Here is a 16,562-nt window from a genome sequence, read left to right as displayed (position 1 = left end):
TGAATTCCGATTTTTTGACAAAATAAAACAGGTCAGAGCCAGACACTTCATTGCCCCGCTCTGACCTGATTTTCTGATATCGATTGCTCGGCTCATAGCGAATCGTGGATGTCCTCGGCCACAACAAGACCTGACTTATGCGCACCGGCAACTGTGGCCCAATCGTCATCGCTCAGCGCCTCGCCGGCGAACCAGAGACGATCCGCTTCCTGCTTGCGCAGCTCGTTTCGGGACCAGGCACAGCCCGGCTCGGCACCGGTGGGACATGCCCTGGCGGTGACAGCGGCACAAGGTATGAAGAAGGTCCTGCTCGAAATGGGCGGCAAAAACCCCATGGTGGTCATGGACGACGCGGATCTGGATATCGCAGTTCCCGCGGTGTTGAATGGCGCGTTCTTTTCGACCGGACAGCGCTGCACGGCCTCTAGCCGGATCGTGGTGCAGGATGGCATCCACGATGCCTTCGTCGAGCAACTGACCGCCAAGATGAGCGCGCTGAAAGTTGGCAACCCTTTGGATACCGCCACCCAAATCGGCCCGGTCGCTTCCGAGCGCCAGCTTTCCAGCAACTTGAACTATATAGATATTGCGGCGGCTGAAGGTGCCGACGTTATCGGCGGTGAGCGTGTGACTCTTGAGACCGAAGGCTGGTTTCAGGCGCCGGCGTTGTTCCTGAACGCGACCAACGATATGCGATCGAGCCGCGAGGAGATATTTGGTCCTTGCGCCAGCCTCATCAAAGTTGCCGACTTTGATGAGGCGCTGTCGGTCGCGAACGATACCGAATTCGGTCTGTCCTCAGGCATTTGCACATCCAGCCTGAAATACGCCCGTGCTTTCAAACAGCAAAGTCAGGCAGATATGGTAATGGTCAACCTTCCAACCGCAGGGGTCGATTATCACGTCCCGTTCGGCGGGCGCAAAGGCTCATCACTTGGGTCGCGCGAACAGGGGCGTTATGCCGCCGAGTTCTTTACTACGGTCAAGACCGCCTACAGTTTCGCGGGGTAGCACGGCAGAGACTGCGGCCTGTTGGCTGGGCAGAATTGCTATGTGCGGGTATCGCGTCGAACTCATCACTCGGCTGGATTTCCATCTGACCTCGCTACCAACCCGAGTAACGCAAATGGAACCACCAAAACGACCAGCAGCGGCAGGTGCTGCCGATGCGATGACCACGTTGGTCACCGGATGGGATTCGTCTCATAATTCCGGGACTTGGACATTTTTCCGATCCCGGGATTGAATGAATTGGTTGGATCGCAGCATTTGTAGTGCATGGCCAGATCGGGCTTGGCCTTGTACAGATGGCCAACATTGTGTTCGGCAGGGTATTCGGCACCGCGCTCGTCAAACAATTTGAGCATTGCCGCTTTCAGCGCCTTTGGGTCTGCGCCCTTTTTGACCACGTAATCCTGATGCATCACGTGGCACATGAAATGGCCATAATAGAGCTTATGCACTAGCTGATCGTCGATTTCGGGCGGCAACTTTTCCAGCCAGTCACGATCATTGCGGCGCAGCGCAACATCCAGTGCAATGATGTCCTCGACCTCATCCGCATGAATTGCCATGTAACGCACCGCAGCCCCGGCGGCGGCAAAGCGGTGGAGGCCGGCGATCTTGGCTTCGCGAGGGGTGCATTCAAAGAAACCGGCATCGTGCCCATCAAGAAAGCCGGGCAACCAGTTCCGAACCTCCTCGATCCCGTCTTCTTTCATCTTGAGGATCAGGTGATGTTCAAACTTGTCTCGGAAATCAAGCATTCGCTTGGGCAAAATCTCGGGCAACACGCTGACTGCCATCTGCATGAACCGGTCGGTGAAGTTGCGCAGGAAAGAGATGCGACGCAGACGAGCGTCCACCGCGCCCTTCATCGCAAAGAACATTGGCAGGCGGTCAGTGCCCAGCTTGTCGATCATCCAGACCGTGTCTTTGCCGTAGGTCCGGGTAATGTCGAATACGTCGCGTTGCATGTATTCGGCCGATACCGGCAGAGATTTGAATTCGGACAGAATAACCCGTCTCAGATCAGCCAGGTCGTCTGGATTGTTGGCACCAATATAGAAGACCTGCTCTGATCTGTTTTTGGGGAAGGTGTCCAGCCGAACCGCAAAAACGGCAAGCTTTCCGGCCGACCCGGCCGATTCAAACAATTTCGCCCTGTCAGCATTGAACCGCGCGGGGGTCGCTGCGTCCACATCACGCACGATCTGTGCATAATCGCTGGCCGAGGCGCGTTTGTTGGTCGGATCGGGGGTCCGGTCGAAGGTGCCCGCGTCCAGATTTGCCAGAATTTCATCGGGTGTCTCACCCAGATCGATACCAAGGTGATTGACCAGCTCAAGCGCCCCGACTTCGTTCACTCGGGCGTAAACGGACAGTTCGGTATAGACTGGCCCCCGCTCGACCAGTGAACCACCGGAATTGTTGCAGACGCCGCCAACGATGGACGCACCGATGCAGGAAGAACCAATCACCGAATGCGGCTCGCGACCGATGGGATCCAGCAGTTTTTCCAGGGCAAACAGTGTGGCCCCCGGGAAACTGACGACCTGCTCGCCGCCATTCAGCGGCACCAGTGTGTCCATCCGGCGCGTGTTGATCAGAACAACTTCACGATCATAGCTGCCTGATGGCGTGGATCCTTCGGTCAGGCCCGTATTGGCGGCCTGCATGATGACGATCTTGTCGGCGGCAACACAGGCCTGAAGCACTTTCCACTGCTCCAGCAGAGAGCCTGGCTGGACAACGCACAGGGCTTCACCCTCGCCCGAACGGAAGCCACGGCGAAAGCGTTCGGTGGCGCGCGCGCCTGTCAGCACGTGGCGCGATCCGACGATGCTGCGGAATTCCTTAATGAGTGCGCCGTTGGTCATGCCGCGCTCCTCTGTGACATCGGTGCAAGGGTCCCATCACGAAAACGGACGCAGTCACGCGACAACTGGTCGATCCGGCTTACTCCCATCAGTTTCATGTCCCGCTCAATCTCGGCGCGCATCAGGCCCAAGGCGCGTTCAACACCCGCCTGCCCTGCGGCAGCCAAAGGATATAGGTACTGTCGTCCGACACCAACCGCCTTGGCACCTAACGAGAGCGCCTTCAAAACATGGGTTCCGCGCTGAATACCGCTGTCCATCATTACATCCAGCCGATCTCCGACCGCGTCAACGATCTCGGCCAGTTGGTCGAAGGGCGTGCGCGAACCATCAAGCTGACGCCCGCCATGGTTCGACAATACGATGCCCGTGCAACCTATCTCGGCAGCGCGACGGGCGTCTTCGACGGTCATGATGCCCTTGAGGCAGAACTGACCGTCCCAGTCGCGAACCATCTGGGCCACATCATCCCAGTTCATCGACGGGTCCAGCATGTCCGTGAAATAGCCCCCGATCGAGCTGGCACCGCTGCCCATATCCACGTGGCCCTCAAGCTGAGGCAGGCGGAATTTCTCGTGGGTGACATAGTTGATCCCCCACATCGGCTTGATCGCGAACTGAATCATGCCGCTTAGCGTCAGGCGAAACGGGATGGAAAAGCCGGTGCGCAGATCGCGCTCGCGATTGCCGCCGGTGATGCTGTCCACCGTCAGCATCATGACCTCGACGCCGGCCTCTTTCGCGCGTTGCAACATGGCCGCGTTCAGGCCCCGGTCCTTGTGGAAATAGAACTGGTAAACCTGCGGGTTCTTATGCTTTTGCCGCAGTTCTTCCAGCGACACAGTTCCCAGCGAAGACACGCCGAACATGGTTCCATATTTCTCAGCCGCCGCGGCTACGGCGCGCTCACCCTGATGGTGGAACAGACGCTGCAAGGCTGTAGGCGAGCAATAGACCGGCATGTCGAGTTTTTGCCCAATGACGGTGACCGACATGTCCACGTCGGACACTCCACGCAGAACAGAGGGCAGCAGGTCGCAACGGTCAAACGCGTTAGTGTTTTCCCGATAAGTGACTTCATCATCGGCGCCACCGTCGATGTAGTTGAAGATGGGCCCCGGCAGCCGGCGCTTGGCCAGCCGCCGGAAATCGTGGAAGTTGTGGCACTGGCTCAAACGCATCTTCAGGGCTCCTTAATAGGCGACCGAGGGCAACCAGGTGGCAAGGGTCGGCCACAGGAAAACCAGCGCCAGACCTGTCAACTGCAGCAGAACGAAGGGGATGATGCCTTTGTAGATGTGCGTCAGCTTGATCTCGGGCGGGCAGACACCTTTCAGGTAGAAAAGCGCGAAGCCAACGGGCGGTGTCAGGAAGCTGGTTTGCAGTGTCACCGCGACCAGGATCACGAACCATACAAGCGCCGGTTCATCCAAAACGCCAAAGCCAGGGATGTCGATTCCCAGCCCGTTCACGATGGGGCGCATCAGCGGCAGTACGATCAGCGTGATCTCGATCCAATCCAGAACAAAGCCCAGCAGGAAGACAATGAACAGGATGAAGATTACCGTGCCGTTCGCGCCGAAACCGGTGGACTGCACCACATGCTCGATCAACTCGTCTCCGCCCAACTCACGCAGCACGTAAGAGAACACCGTCGCGCCGAGGAAAATTGCAAAGATGTAGGCGGTGGTGTTGAAGGTTGACACCAATACGTTCCACAGTTTTCCAAAGCTCAGCTTGCGATACCCAAGCGCCAGCAGCGTAGCGCCCAGAGCACCGATGCCCGAAGCCTCGGTTGGCGTGGTCAGACCCGCAAAGATGGAACCCAGAACGGCAAGGATCAGGATCAGAGTCGGGATGACCGCGATCAGAACGTCCTTGACGGCGGCCCAGTCAGGGGCTTTTGCGCCCTCAGGCACCGGGGCCGCGTCGCGTTTCACCAGCGCAAGGATGAAGATGTAGGACAGGTACAGGCCGCCGATGATCACGCCCGGGAAGACAGCCGCCATGAACAGGTCTCCGACCGACAGGGCCATCTGGTCAGCCATGATCACCAACATGATCGACGGCGGGATCAGAATGCCCAGCGTGCCCGAAGCCGAAACAACGCCCGCTGCCAAAGTGGGCTGGTACTTTTGCTGCATCATCGAGGGCAGCGACAGTACACCCAGCAACACCACGGATGCACCGATGATGCCGGTCGAGGCCGCCAGAATGATCCCGATCAGGGTCACGGTGATCGCCAGACCGCCGCGAACGGTACCGAACAGGCGCTGCATCGAGGACATCAGACGCTCGGCCACACCGGATTCGTCCAGCATCAGACCCATGAAAATGAACATCGGCAGCGCGACCAGAACTGCGTTGGACATGGTCGCATAGACCCGGTTCACCACGGCGCCAAGGGTCAGGTAGTCGAGCCCGGTAAAGGTGCTCTCCAACCCGGTCCACAGCATCACGTCGTTGTCGAACAGATAGGCCAGACCGCAATAAGCCACACCTACACCGGCCAGAACCCAAGCCACCGGATAACCGGTGAACAGCAGCGCGATGAAGGTCAGGAACATCGCGATGACCAGCTTTTCCTCGGTCGTTTCAACCAGGAAAGTCAGGCCGACGCAGACGGCGGCAAATACGGCCAGCACCAGCAGGATGCGGCGTAGCGGTGCGCCTTCGCGTTCGGACTCCGGTCCGTACAGCAACGCGTGCCCGTCGTGGATCAACCGCGCCAGCGCAGCCAGTGCCAGCAGGATGAAGCTAATCGGAATGACCGCCTTGAAGGCCCAGCGTGCAGGCAGACCGGTGGGGCTGTCCGAGCGTTCATTGACACGGAAGCTTTCGTAGAAATAGTCATATCCCTGATCGATCATCAGATAGATGAACGGGGTCAGCAGGGTCAGGATCCCGATCAATTCGATCACACGCTGCGCCCGGCGTGACAGTTGCATATGCAGAACGTCAACGCGTACATGGCTGTCGGTGATCAGGGCGTAGGAAATACCGATCATCGTGACGATGCCGTAGAAATGCCACTGGATTTCGTCCAGTTTGGGATAATTCTGACTGAGCAGATACCGTAGCGACACTTGAGAGAAGATCGCGGCAATCAGCAGGACGTTTGCCCACATAACCACATGGCCGACAGCTTTTACCCCGGTGTCGATCGCAACGGCGATCTTCTGACGGTCGGTCTCGGGGTGTTCCAGGAGGCCTTCATAGGCTTCGACCGGATCGTTGAAGTTCTTCTGCGTGGCCATGGTCATTCCTCGCTCAGCAGCCCGGCGCGCGGGCAGTGAAAGGTTAGAAATTCCGAAAGTCTGGGAAATGCGCCGGAGCGACGGCGGACGCCGCTCCGGTTTTGTTAGTCAGAAAGGTTACTGACGCGGGAGGAAAGCGTTCGATTTCCAAAGCTCATAACCGTCCCGGAACTCGTTCATGTCGTTCAGAACCTGAGCGAAGAAGGCGTCGTTTGCAGCCTCTTCAGCAGCAACCTCTTCCCAGGTCGAGCGGAACGTATCCAGCATCTCGGGCGACCACTGCTTGATGGTGACACCGTTGTTTTCGACATTGTCGATCAGGGCCGCATGCTGGATGGCTTCGCCCTCGGCAAAGCTGTCCGCCATCGAGGCCTTGCAGGCGCTTTCGATGATCGCTTTGTGCTGGTCGCTGGTCTCGTTCCAGACGTCCTTGTTGATCAGCAGCTCGAACACAGTCGCCTGCTGGTGCCAGCCGGGGAAGTAGTTGAACTTGACAAGTTTGTGGAAGCCCAAACGCGCGTCAATGGCAGGCATCGAGAACTCGGTCGCGTCGATGGCGCCTTTTTCCAGCGCGGGGAAGATCTCACCCCCTGGCAGCAGTGAAGTCGCGACGCCCAGTTTCTGCATCACCTTGCCGCCCAGACCGAAGAAACGCATCTTCAGGCCGTTCAGGTCTTCGGGCGAGTTGATCTCGTTTGCGAACCAGCCCGAGGTTTCGGGCGCGATAATGGCGCAGGGCAGAACATGGACGTTGTAGCCGGCCTGATCGTACATTTCCTGATACAGGGTCAGGCCGTTACCGTAATACAGCCACGCCATGTATTCACCCGCCTCGGGGCCGAACGGTACGGCCGAGAACAGCGGTGCGGCCGGGATTTTTCCTGCCCAGTAGCCAGCGGTAGTGTACCCGGAATTGATCTTGCCGGTGGACACGGCATCCAGAATCTCGAACGGCGGAACCAGCTTGCCCGGCTCGTAAACTTTCATCTTCAGTGTGCCGCCCGACATCAGATCAAGCTGTTCGGCAACGCGCGGGATCGGCGAGCCAAGACCCGGCAGTTCGGTCGAGAACGCAATCGGTGTTTTTAGCAACAGTTTGTCAGCTGCAAGTGCAGGCGCAGCGATCAGGCTGGCGGCCACGGCGAGGCTCGTCAGGGTCTTTTTCATGAATACTCCTCCAGTGTTTGCCGGACGCCAGGTCCGACCAATCGGGGCGCAGGATCACCCTGCGCGCTAAGAGGTTAATAAAGTTTACCATTGCAGTCAGTCAACAACTTTGTTTACCACTGCGAGTTTGCCAACCTATCTTGCGGGGTGTGGTTACCAACAGTTTCAAAACCGGGACGATGCAGGTATTTCTTTCCCGTTTTCTGGCATCCCTGTTTGTTTTTAACGATTTATCACGTGGATTGATGCCTGAGCTAAAACTCGTAGCGGGTTGAAAAAACTTTCCCTGCCGGTTACTTTTATTTACCAGAGTGTAAGGACCGGATCGTAACCAACAGGGCAATATCCCATGACCCCCACTGCGATTTTTGAACCAATAGGACACGAATCACTGGCAGATGCGGTGGTGGCTCAAATCGAAGAATTGATTGCTTCGGGCGTATTGAAACAGGGGCGTAAACTGCCGTCCGAACGCGATCTTGCCGAAATCTTGCGCGTTTCGCGCCCGAAACTGCGCGAAGCGCTTCATATTCTGGAAGAACGTGGCCTGGTCAGGACGCAGCATGGCGAAGGTACATTTGTTGCCGCACTGACCGGGAAAGCCATGCTGCCTGCATTGTTGGCGCTTTATGAGCGACACGAACCTGCGTTCTTTGACTACCTTGAGTACCGGCGCGAACAGGAAGGGTTTGCGGCGCGGCTTGCTGCACGCCGTGCAACTAAAGCCGACAAAGAGCGGATCGGCGAAATTCTTGAAGAATGCGACCGAGCCTGGCGCGAAGAGGATCAGGAAGCCTCACGCGAGGCCGATTTCGCGCTGCATTCCGCAATCGTGGACGCCAGCCAAAACGCTACTCTCATTCACATGATGGCGTCCATATACGAACTGACGCGTCAAGGTGTCTTTTATAACCGCGAGTTTCTGAAATCGATTGACGGTACGGGAAAGCGGCTCTTGGAACAGCACATGGAACTTGGCCAAGCTGTGATCGAAGGTGACGAAACGCGCGCGGAAAAGGCGGCTCACGATCACATAGACTTTGTCGAGGAATCATTCAAATTCGGCATCGAAAGCCGCCGTCGTGAAGCAATGGCTCAGAAACGTCGTATGCTGTCGAATCCATAGCCATGTCAGAGTGGCAAATTGGATGGTTGAAGTAGTAACCTGAAATTTTTTGGCATTCAAAGCTTCTGAAGGCGTTCGTATCCGCAGTCCTCGACGTGCCGCTCCAGTCCGCCGTCCTCTGGTTACTTTGGTGAACCACTTCGGCAAATCAGGGTCACCCCCAGATACCGGGTCTCAGAAGGATCCCTGCCAGACCTTAACCCTCAAATCGAGACGAACAGCTTGGACCAGTGCTTACCAAGAGCTTTCGCGAATTCGTCCTGGTTGAGAAGCAGAATACCCGACAGAAGGTATGGGAAGACCAGTTTTGGCTCACACGCAAAAAGCCATATGGAATCATATTTGTCCGACGAATTTGCGCCCTTTACGGATCAATCCATCCAGCATCCTGTTCGGAATCAGTCAGGCCAACGATTGAACTCCGGACGCTTGACAACGCGAGGTTTGCCTTTCTAAATTTACCAAAAGTTGACGCGCGAAACCTTTTAATTTGGTATGGGAAAATGTCGCCACGAAAAATTCGAAACATGGAGGAATTTGCCGCGGTCAGCGGGATTTCCCGCCCAACTGTGTCAAAATACTTCAACGATCCCGAAAGCGTGCGTGCGTCGACACGGAAGAAAATCGAAACGGCCTTAGAAGAACACGATTACCACCCAAATGTGTTCGCGATGAACCAGAACCGGCGCAGAACGAAGAATATCGGGGTTGTCGTGCCAAATCTGGCAGACCCGTTCTTTTCGGAGATCGCACGTCGCGTTGAACTTGCCTGCATCGAGGCTGGATACAGCCCCATCCTGCTCAGCTCACACGGCAACCCCGAAATGGAGCGCGACAATCTCAACTCGCTCCGGTCCCTAAAAGCTGCCGGTGTCTTGCTTGCGCCTTTTGGACGCCTGTCGGAAAAGGACGTGGTCAAGGCCTTTGAGGCCGACTTTCCGCTTGTGCTTTTTGACGCGAATATCAGCGGAGTCGGTCAGGCATTTGTTGGCACCAACAATGCCCAAAGTGTCGGCTTGATGGTCGAATACCTGTGTCGAAGCGGCGAGCCGCCATGTTTTTTCGAAATGAAATACCCAATCAACCCAAACGCCAACAAACGGCGTGCGGCGTATATCGACAGTATGGAACGGCTCGGGCACAAACCGAACATTTTCCAGGCCCTTGGCAAAGGTTGGGATTTTGAGGAAATTGGCAAAAACGAAGGTGGACGGTATCTGGCTGAAGACGTGTTTCCCACCAACACGGTGCTGTGCAGCAACGATCGCCTGGCCATAGGAATGTTGTCTGCCGCTTATGGGCTTGGAATGCGTGTCGGTCAGGGCGTGGGATGCCACATCAGGATAGCCGGTCACGACGATCATCCGTTTTCCCGGTTCACATGCCCGCCCCTGACAACAATCGCACAGGATTACGAAGCCATCGCGAACCGCGCGGTGCGCACATTGTTTGGAATGCTTGAGAAGGACGAAAGCCTGCCCGAGCGGGAGGAAACGCTTTTTGAAGGCCGGTTGATCATGCGGGATTCCGCTTAGGCCACCATCAACACGCCCGCTCGATCCATTCTTTACGCGCGTAAATTTTTAATTGACTTCGCGTTGCGATACCGGCTACAGTCCCATCCATCATCCAGCGAGGAGGAAATTTGGGATGTCATTCAAACAAGCACTTTGCGCAGCGACGGCTATGACGCTTGTCACCGCAAGCGGCGCGTTGGCGGAAAACCTTGTCATCGCAACCGTGAACAACGGAGACATGATTCGAATGCAGGGTTTGACCCAGGATTTTACCGACAAGACCGGCCATACGGTTGAGTGGGTAACACTGGAAGAAAACGTCCTGCGTCAGCGTGTCACCACGGATATCGCCGCCAAGGGCGGTTCCTTCGACATCATGACCATCGGTATGTACGAAACTCCGATCTGGGGTGCCAACGGCTGGCTGGTCCCACTCGACGACTTGTCGGCCGAGTATGACGTCGACGACATCCTCCCTGCGATGGCTGGAGGCCTGAGCCACGACGGCACGCTGTTTGCTGCACCGTTTTACGGTGAAAGCTCGATGATCATGTACCGCACCGACCTTATGGAGAAGGCCGGGCTGGAAATGCCTAAATCGCCGACCTGGGAATTCATCCGCGAAGCAGCCGCCGCGATGACCGATCGTGAAAACGACATCAACGGCATCTGTCTGCGCGGCAAGGCCGGCTGGGGCGAAGGCGGCGCATTCATCACGGCTATGTCCAACTCCTTTGGGGCACGCTGGTTCGATGAAGACTGGAACGCCCAGTTCGACACCCAGCCCTGGAAAGACACGCTGGAGTTCTATGTCGGGATGATGTCGGAATCCGGCCCCGCCGGCTACGCGACCAATGGCTTCAACGAAAACCTGTCCTTGTTCCAGCAGGGCAAATGCGGAATGTGGATTGACGCGACAGTTGCTGCATCATTCGTAACCAATCCCAATGATTCAGAAGTTGCCGACAAGGTTGGATTTGCTCTGGCCCCGAACACCGGGCTCGGCAAGAATGCGAACTGGCTCTGGGCTTGGGCGCTTGCCATCCCTGGCGGTACACAGAAAGAAGACGCCGCCAAGCAATTCATCGAATGGGCAACGTCGAAAGACTACATCGAACTGGTCGCCGAAAATGAAGGTTGGGCCAACGTACCTCCGGGCGCACGTACCTCGCTGTACGAGAACCCGAACTATCAGGCTGTTCCCTTTGCCCAGATGACCCTGGATTCGATCCTGTCCGCTGATCCGAATAATCCGACCGTGGACCCTGTCCCGTATGTCGGCATTCAGTTCGCGGCAATCCCGGAATTCGCGGGAATCGCAACCGAAGTCAGCCAGGAATTCTCGGCCGTTTATGCCGGCCAGCAGACTGTGGACGAGGCGCTTGCCAAGGCCCAGGCTCTGACAAACGACGCTATGGAAGCCGCCGGCTACCGCTAAGCGCCCCTGTATCCGGGGGGTGAATTTCCCCCCGGGTTTGAAGTTCTCTCTCTAAACCGCAGCTCCGTTTAAGATGGCCCAACGGCGATCAACAGAGGAGGTATGCCCCATGGCAACCCAACATTCCCGATCAGCGGCTCGCTTCATGATGGCGCCGGCGGTCATCTTGCTCCTCGGCTGGATGCTCGTGCCGCTGATCATGACCCTGATGTTTTCATTCAAGAAATACCTCCCACTTCGCGGCGGAGACCTTGGATGGGTTGGCTTCGAAAACTACGTCCGCTTCGTAACGTCCAGTGCATTTTGGCCGTCGATCGGGGCCACCTTGACCATCGTCGGTGGCGTTCTTTTGATTACAGTCGTGATCGGCGTTCTGCTGGCTATCCTGCTGAATCAACCGATGTGGGGCCAAGGCGTGGTGCGCATTCTGGTCATCGCACCCTTCTTTGTCATGCCAACCGTTTCTGCGCTGGTGTGGAAGAACATGTTCATGGATCCGGTGAACGGCTTGTTTGCCCATCTGTGGCGCTTTTTCGGGGCCGAGCCGATTTCGTGGCTCTCCCAAGCTTCATTGCCTTCAATTGTCATAATTGTCTCTTGGCAATGGCTACCCTTCGCCACGCTGATCCTGTTGACGGCAATCCAGTCGTTGGACGGAGAGCAACTGGAGGCCGCCGAAATGGATGGTGCGCCTCCGATTAAGCGATTTGGCTACATCACACTGCCGCATCTCAGCCGGGCAATCACGATCGTGATCCTGATTCAGACGATCTTCCTTCTGGCGATCTTCGCGGAAATCTTCGTCACGACCGGCGGTGCCTTTGGCACCCGCACGCTGACCTACCTGATTTTCCAGCGTGTGCTTGAAAGCCAGAATGTCGGACTCGGTTCCGCCGGTGGGGTCTATGCAATCATTCTCGCCAATATCGTTGCGATCTTCCTGATGCGCATCGTCGGCAAGAACCTGGACGCGTGAGGAGGAAAAAATGGCCCGCGCAGTTACTCAACAACGCAAGATCATCAACACCGCCGCCGCTTGGGGCATCGGACTGTTGATATTTTTCCCAATCCTCTGGACCGTCCTGACCAGCTTCAAGACCGAAGCTACGGCCATCGCCGACCCTCCGGTTTTCCTGGCATTTGATTGGACGCTGGAAAACTACTCTGCGGTGATGGAACGGTCGAACTATGCCCGGTTCCTGTGGAACTCGATCATCATCGCCGGTGGCTCGACCATTCTGGGTATCATCGTCGCAGTACCGGCGGCCTGGTCGATGGCGTTCGTGCCTTCCAGACGCACCAAGGACATTCTGCTCTGGATGCTCTCGACCAAAATGCTTCCGGCCGTGGGCGTGCTTTACCCCATCTACCTAATCTGCATCAAGCTTGGCATCCTCGACAGCCGGGGCGCATTGGTCATTATCCTGATGCTGATGAACCTGCCGATCATCGTCTGGATGCTGTACACCTATTTCAAGGAAATCCCCGGTGAGATCCTGGAAGCCGCACGGATGGACGGGGCAACGCTGAAAGAGGAAATCCTCTACGTCCTCACACCTATGGCAATTCCCGGTATCGCATCGACCTTGTTGCTGAATTTCATTCTGGCTTGGAACGAGGCGTTCTGGACACTGAACCTGACGGCAGCCAACGCGGCTCCGCTAACGGCCTTCATTGCCAGCTATTCCAGCCCCGAAGGCCTGTTCTTCGCAAAGCTCAGCGCTGCATCGACCATGGCCATTGCGCCAATCCTCATCCTTGGCTGGTTCAGCCAGAAACAACTTGTCAGCGGCCTGACCTTCGGCGCCGTCAAATAAGGAACTTGACCAATGGGACAAATCAAACTCAACCAAGTGACCAAAAGCTTCGGAGACGTTCAGGTCATTCCGCCTCTGGACCTTACGATCGAAGATGGCGAGTTCACGGTGTTTGTCGGTCCTTCGGGTTGCGGCAAATCCACCCTGCTGCGCCTGATCGCGGGGCTCGAGGACATCACCACAGGCCACATCGAGATCGACGGATCGGATGCAACTGATGTGCCGCCCGCCAAGCGCGGTCTGGCGATGGTGTTCCAATCCTACGCCCTCTATCCGCATATGTCGGTACGCAAGAATATCGCCTTCCCGATGAAGATGGCCGGGATCGATGAAGCCGAGCAAAAACGCCGCATCGAATCCGCCGCCAAGGCGCTGAACCTCACCGACTATCTGGATCGGCGTCCGGGTCAGCTGTCGGGCGGGCAGCGTCAGCGCGTGGCCATCGGCCGGGCAATCGTGCGGGAACCGGCGGCCTTCCTGTTCGACGAGCCGTTGTCCAACCTTGACGCGGCCCTGCGCGTCGGAATGCGGCTTGAAATCAGCGAATTGCACGAACGGCTCAAGACCACGATGATCTATGTGACCCACGATCAGGTCGAAGCCATGACCATGGCGGACAAGATCGTCGTCCTGCGCGCAGGTGTGATTGAACAGGTGGGCTCACCGCTGGAACTCTACCACAATCCGCGTAACGAGTTTGTTGCAGGCTTCATCGGATCTCCGAAAATGAACCTGATTCAAGGAGCCGAAGCCAAGAAGAATGGCGCCGCTACAATCGGCATTCGCCCAGAACACACGGACGTCAACATGACGGACGGGATGTGGAAAGGCGTCGTCGGCGTGGCCGAACACCTTGGATCGGACACCTTCATTCACGTCCACGACACCGGTCTTGCTGACATGGTCACCGTTCGGATCACCGGTGACATCCAGGCCAAGCATGGCGACACGATCTATCTGACGCCGCAAATGGACAAGTTGCACAAATTCGACGCTCAGGGCCTGAGGATCGAATAATGCAACTGGCTGGGAAAACAGCCCTGATTACTGGTGCCGCCCGCGGGATCGGGCGCGCCTTTGCCGAGGCCTATGTCAAGGAAGGCGCCCGGGTCGCCGTTGCCGATATCAATTTCGATGGCGCCCGCGAATGCGCAGCGGAACTGGGCGATCATGCTGTCGCGGTGGCTTTGGACGTGACCGACCAGGCCAGCATCGATGGTGCCGTGGCGCATACCGTGACTGAGTTCGATCACATTGACATTCTCATCAACAACGCCGCGCTTTTCACCGCTGCTCCGATTGTCGAAATCGACCGCAATGATTACCAGCGCGTCTTTGACATCAATGTTGCGGGCACGCTTTTTACGATGCAGGCCGTGGCCCGCCACATGATCGAGCGCGGGCAAGGCGGCAAGATCATCAATATGGCAAGCCAGGCCGGGCGGCGCGGCGAACCGCTGGTCGCGGTCTATTGCGCGACCAAGGCAGCGGTCATCAGCCTGACTCAATCCGCCGGGCTGAACCTGATCAGGCACGGCATAAACGTGAACGCTATTTCTCCGGGAGTCGTCGATGGCGAGCATTGGGATGGCGTGGACGCTTTCTTTGCCAAGTACGAAGACAAGGCGCCGGGACAGAAGAAACAGGAAGTCAGTGCCGCAGTGCCCTTCGGGCGCATGGGCACACCGGACGATTTGACAGGCATGGCTGTTTTTCTGGCAAGCGATGCGGCGAACTACATCGTCGCCCAAACTTACAATGTGGATGGCGGGCAATGGATGAGCTGATCTCCCTTTCGAATGCGACGCTGAATCGACTGTCCGTTGAACGCCCCCAATATGACCGAACAACTTTGCGACCGGGCATCGTTCATATCGGCGTTGGCAATTTCCACCGCGCACATCAGGCGTGGTACCTGCACCGTCTGATGCAGCGGGGCAAAGCCCTCGACTGGGCCATCATCGGCGCAGGTGTGCGCCCATACGACGCCAACATGCGGGAAAAGCTGCTCGCCCAGGATTGCCTCACGACCCTGATCGAACTCGACCCGACAAACGTCTCGGCCGAGGTCATCGGTTCCATGATCGACTACTTGCCGATCGAAAAGGACAACAGGGCACTGATCAGTGCAATGGCGGATCCGGATACCCGCATCGTCGCAATGACCGTGACAGAAAGCGGATACTACATTGATCCTGTCACCAAAGGGTTCGACGCCAACCACCCGGACATTCAGCACGATGCGGCACATCCCGAAACGCCTCGCACGGCATTTGGCGCCATCGTGGCTGCACTTCGCTTGCGACGCGACGCGGGGCACGCACCCTTTTCCGGGTTGAGCTGCGACAATCTGCAAAGCAACGGTGATGTACTGCGTCAAACCGTCATTTCGCTGGCGCGCCTGTCCGACCCTGAACTCGCTGACTGGATCGACGCCAACGCAACCTTCCCAAACTCGATGGTGGACTGTATCGCCCCTGCCACCGGGCCGAACGAACTGGTATTGGCCAACAGTTTCGGCATCGAGGACGCGGCCGTCGTCACCCACGAAGCGTTTCGCCAATGGGTAATCGAAGACAAGTTCTGCGCGGGACGCCCAGACTGGGACGAAGTCGGTGCAACCTTCTCCGATGACGTCCACGCGTTTGAGACCATGAAGATCCGCATCCTGAACGCGGGGCATCAGGTCCTCGCCAATGTTGGTGAGATCCTTGGGCTCGGCACGATTTCCGAGTGCATGAGGCACCCAGTGGTTTCACGGTTTTTCGACAGGGTTCTGAGAACGGAAATCGCACCAACGGTTGCACCAGTGCCGGGAAAGCGCCCGGAAGACTATGTCAGCCTCATCGAAAGCAGATTCTCCAACCCACGGATCGTCGACACGACCCGCCGTGTCGCATTCGACGGATCGGCGCGCCATACGGGCTTTGTGTTGCCGATCTTGCGGGATCAGTTGAAAGCAGGACGTTCCGTCGAGGGGCTGGCCCTTGTCGAAGCACTGTGGGCGCGCATGTGCGCAGGAACCCGCGAAGACGGCAGCGAGATCGAACCCAACGACCCATTCTGGCAAGAACTAACGCAAGCCGCCCGCCTTGCAAAATCCGACCCCGCTGCATGGCTCGGGCAAAGCCGGGTATATGGCGATTTGAGCGAAGCCAAACGGTTTTCTGACGCGTTTTCGAAATGGCTTGAACTGATTTGGAAGGATGGTTGTGAAGCCACCCTTGTCGCATACCTGAAAGAGGCGGACCTTGTCGCAAATGTCACTGAACCAAAAGCACCGCTTGGAAAGTGATCACACTGAAACCTGCTAATGATTTGATTGCCTAAAAAATGTCAGGACTCGTGCGTCTACATACTC

Annotated in this window: 13 protein-coding genes and 1 pseudogene; 9 read left to right on the top strand and 5 right to left on the bottom strand. The window is 57.0% G+C overall.

All coding sequences use genetic code 11. From position 1 onward, the window contains the following. Nucleotides 1–92 precede the first annotated feature (92 nt). A complete protein-coding gene (locus AC2TDJ_RS09465) occupies nt 93–344 on the bottom strand; it encodes a hypothetical protein (RefSeq protein ID WP_480842262.1) in 252 nt (83 codons plus the stop codon). On the opposite strand from AC2TDJ_RS09465, the pseudogene AC2TDJ_RS09460 reads away from it, so the two are divergent. After that, a pseudogene (locus tag AC2TDJ_RS09460) lies at nt 247–1,011 on the top strand (aldehyde dehydrogenase family protein); the annotation flags it as partial. The gene AC2TDJ_RS09465 and the pseudogene AC2TDJ_RS09460 overlap by 98 nt on opposite strands. 173 nt (nt 1,012–1,184) lie before the next feature. Here the strand turns inward: AC2TDJ_RS09460 and dld are convergent. The 4 genes from dld to AC2TDJ_RS09440 all read right to left on the bottom strand — a co-directional run bounded on the left by dld (nt 1,185) and on the right by AC2TDJ_RS09440 (nt 7,303). Further along, complete coding sequence (gene dld / locus AC2TDJ_RS09455; protein ID WP_480841547.1) at nt 1,185–2,879, bottom strand: D-lactate dehydrogenase; 1,695 nt, start codon at nt 2,877–2,879, stop codon at nt 1,185–1,187. After that, nucleotides 2,876–4,060: an alpha-hydroxy acid oxidase gene (locus AC2TDJ_RS09450; RefSeq protein ID WP_480841545.1), complete on the bottom strand. Its 1,185-nt coding sequence runs from the start codon at nt 4,058–4,060 to the stop codon at nt 2,876–2,878. Before AC2TDJ_RS09450 ends, dld begins: the two co-directional genes overlap by 4 nt. Nucleotides 4,061–4,072: 12 nt before the next feature. Continuing rightward, nucleotides 4,073–6,136, bottom strand: a complete 2,064-nt coding sequence (locus AC2TDJ_RS09445) for a TRAP transporter large permease subunit (RefSeq protein ID WP_480841543.1) — start codon at nt 6,134–6,136, stop codon at nt 4,073–4,075. A gap of 117 nt (nt 6,137–6,253) precedes the next feature. Next, a complete protein-coding gene (locus AC2TDJ_RS09440; RefSeq protein ID WP_480841541.1) occupies nt 6,254–7,303 on the bottom strand; it encodes a TRAP transporter substrate-binding protein in 1,050 nt (349 codons plus the stop codon). Between the two features lie 403 nt (nt 7,304–7,706). Here AC2TDJ_RS09440 and AC2TDJ_RS09435 point away from each other — a divergent pair, with 403 nt between their 5' ends. From AC2TDJ_RS09435 to AC2TDJ_RS09400, 8 genes are all read left to right on the top strand, one after another. Beyond that, nucleotides 7,707–8,429: a FadR/GntR family transcriptional regulator gene (locus AC2TDJ_RS09435; protein WP_480841539.1), complete on the top strand. Its 723-nt coding sequence runs from the start codon at nt 7,707–7,709 to the stop codon at nt 8,427–8,429. A 503-nt stretch (nt 8,430–8,932) separates the two neighbouring features. Beyond that, nucleotides 8,933–9,964 (top strand): LacI family DNA-binding transcriptional regulator, encoded by a 1,032-nt coding sequence (locus tag AC2TDJ_RS09430; RefSeq protein WP_480841537.1) that lies wholly within the window; start codon nt 8,933–8,935, stop codon nt 9,962–9,964. A 115-nt stretch (nt 9,965–10,079) separates the two neighbouring features. Continuing rightward, nucleotides 10,080–11,384, top strand: coding sequence for an ABC transporter substrate-binding protein (locus tag AC2TDJ_RS09425; RefSeq protein WP_480841535.1), 1,305 nt, complete (start codon nt 10,080–10,082; stop codon nt 11,382–11,384). A 109-nt stretch (nt 11,385–11,493) separates the two neighbouring features. Beyond that, complete coding sequence (locus AC2TDJ_RS09420) at nt 11,494–12,360, top strand: carbohydrate ABC transporter permease (protein ID WP_480841533.1); 867 nt, start codon at nt 11,494–11,496, stop codon at nt 12,358–12,360. Between the two features lie 10 nt (nt 12,361–12,370). After that, nucleotides 12,371–13,201, top strand: coding sequence for a carbohydrate ABC transporter permease (locus AC2TDJ_RS09415; protein WP_480841531.1), 831 nt, complete (start codon nt 12,371–12,373; stop codon nt 13,199–13,201). A 12-nt stretch (nt 13,202–13,213) separates the two neighbouring features. After that, nucleotides 13,214–14,218: an ABC transporter ATP-binding protein gene (locus AC2TDJ_RS09410; RefSeq protein ID WP_480841529.1), complete on the top strand. Its 1,005-nt coding sequence runs from the start codon at nt 13,214–13,216 to the stop codon at nt 14,216–14,218. Then, on the top strand, nt 14,215–14,988 hold the full coding sequence (locus AC2TDJ_RS09405) for an L-iditol 2-dehydrogenase (protein ID WP_480842240.1): 774 nt from the start codon (nt 14,215–14,217) through the stop codon (nt 14,986–14,988). The genes AC2TDJ_RS09410 and AC2TDJ_RS09405 overlap by 4 nt, the downstream gene beginning before the upstream one ends. After that, nucleotides 14,976–16,496 carry a mannitol dehydrogenase family protein gene (locus AC2TDJ_RS09400; RefSeq protein WP_480841528.1) on the top strand — a complete coding sequence of 507 codons (1,521 nt, stop codon included), beginning with the start codon at nt 14,976–14,978 and terminating at the stop codon, nt 16,494–16,496. Before AC2TDJ_RS09405 ends, AC2TDJ_RS09400 begins: the two co-directional genes overlap by 13 nt. Nucleotides 16,497–16,562 lie beyond the last annotated feature (66 nt).

Source organism: Ruegeria sp. HKCCD6647-2 (genome assembly GCF_057221075.1).
Note: the sequence above shows the minus strand (reverse complement) of the source record. Positions and strands in the feature narration are given on the sequence as shown.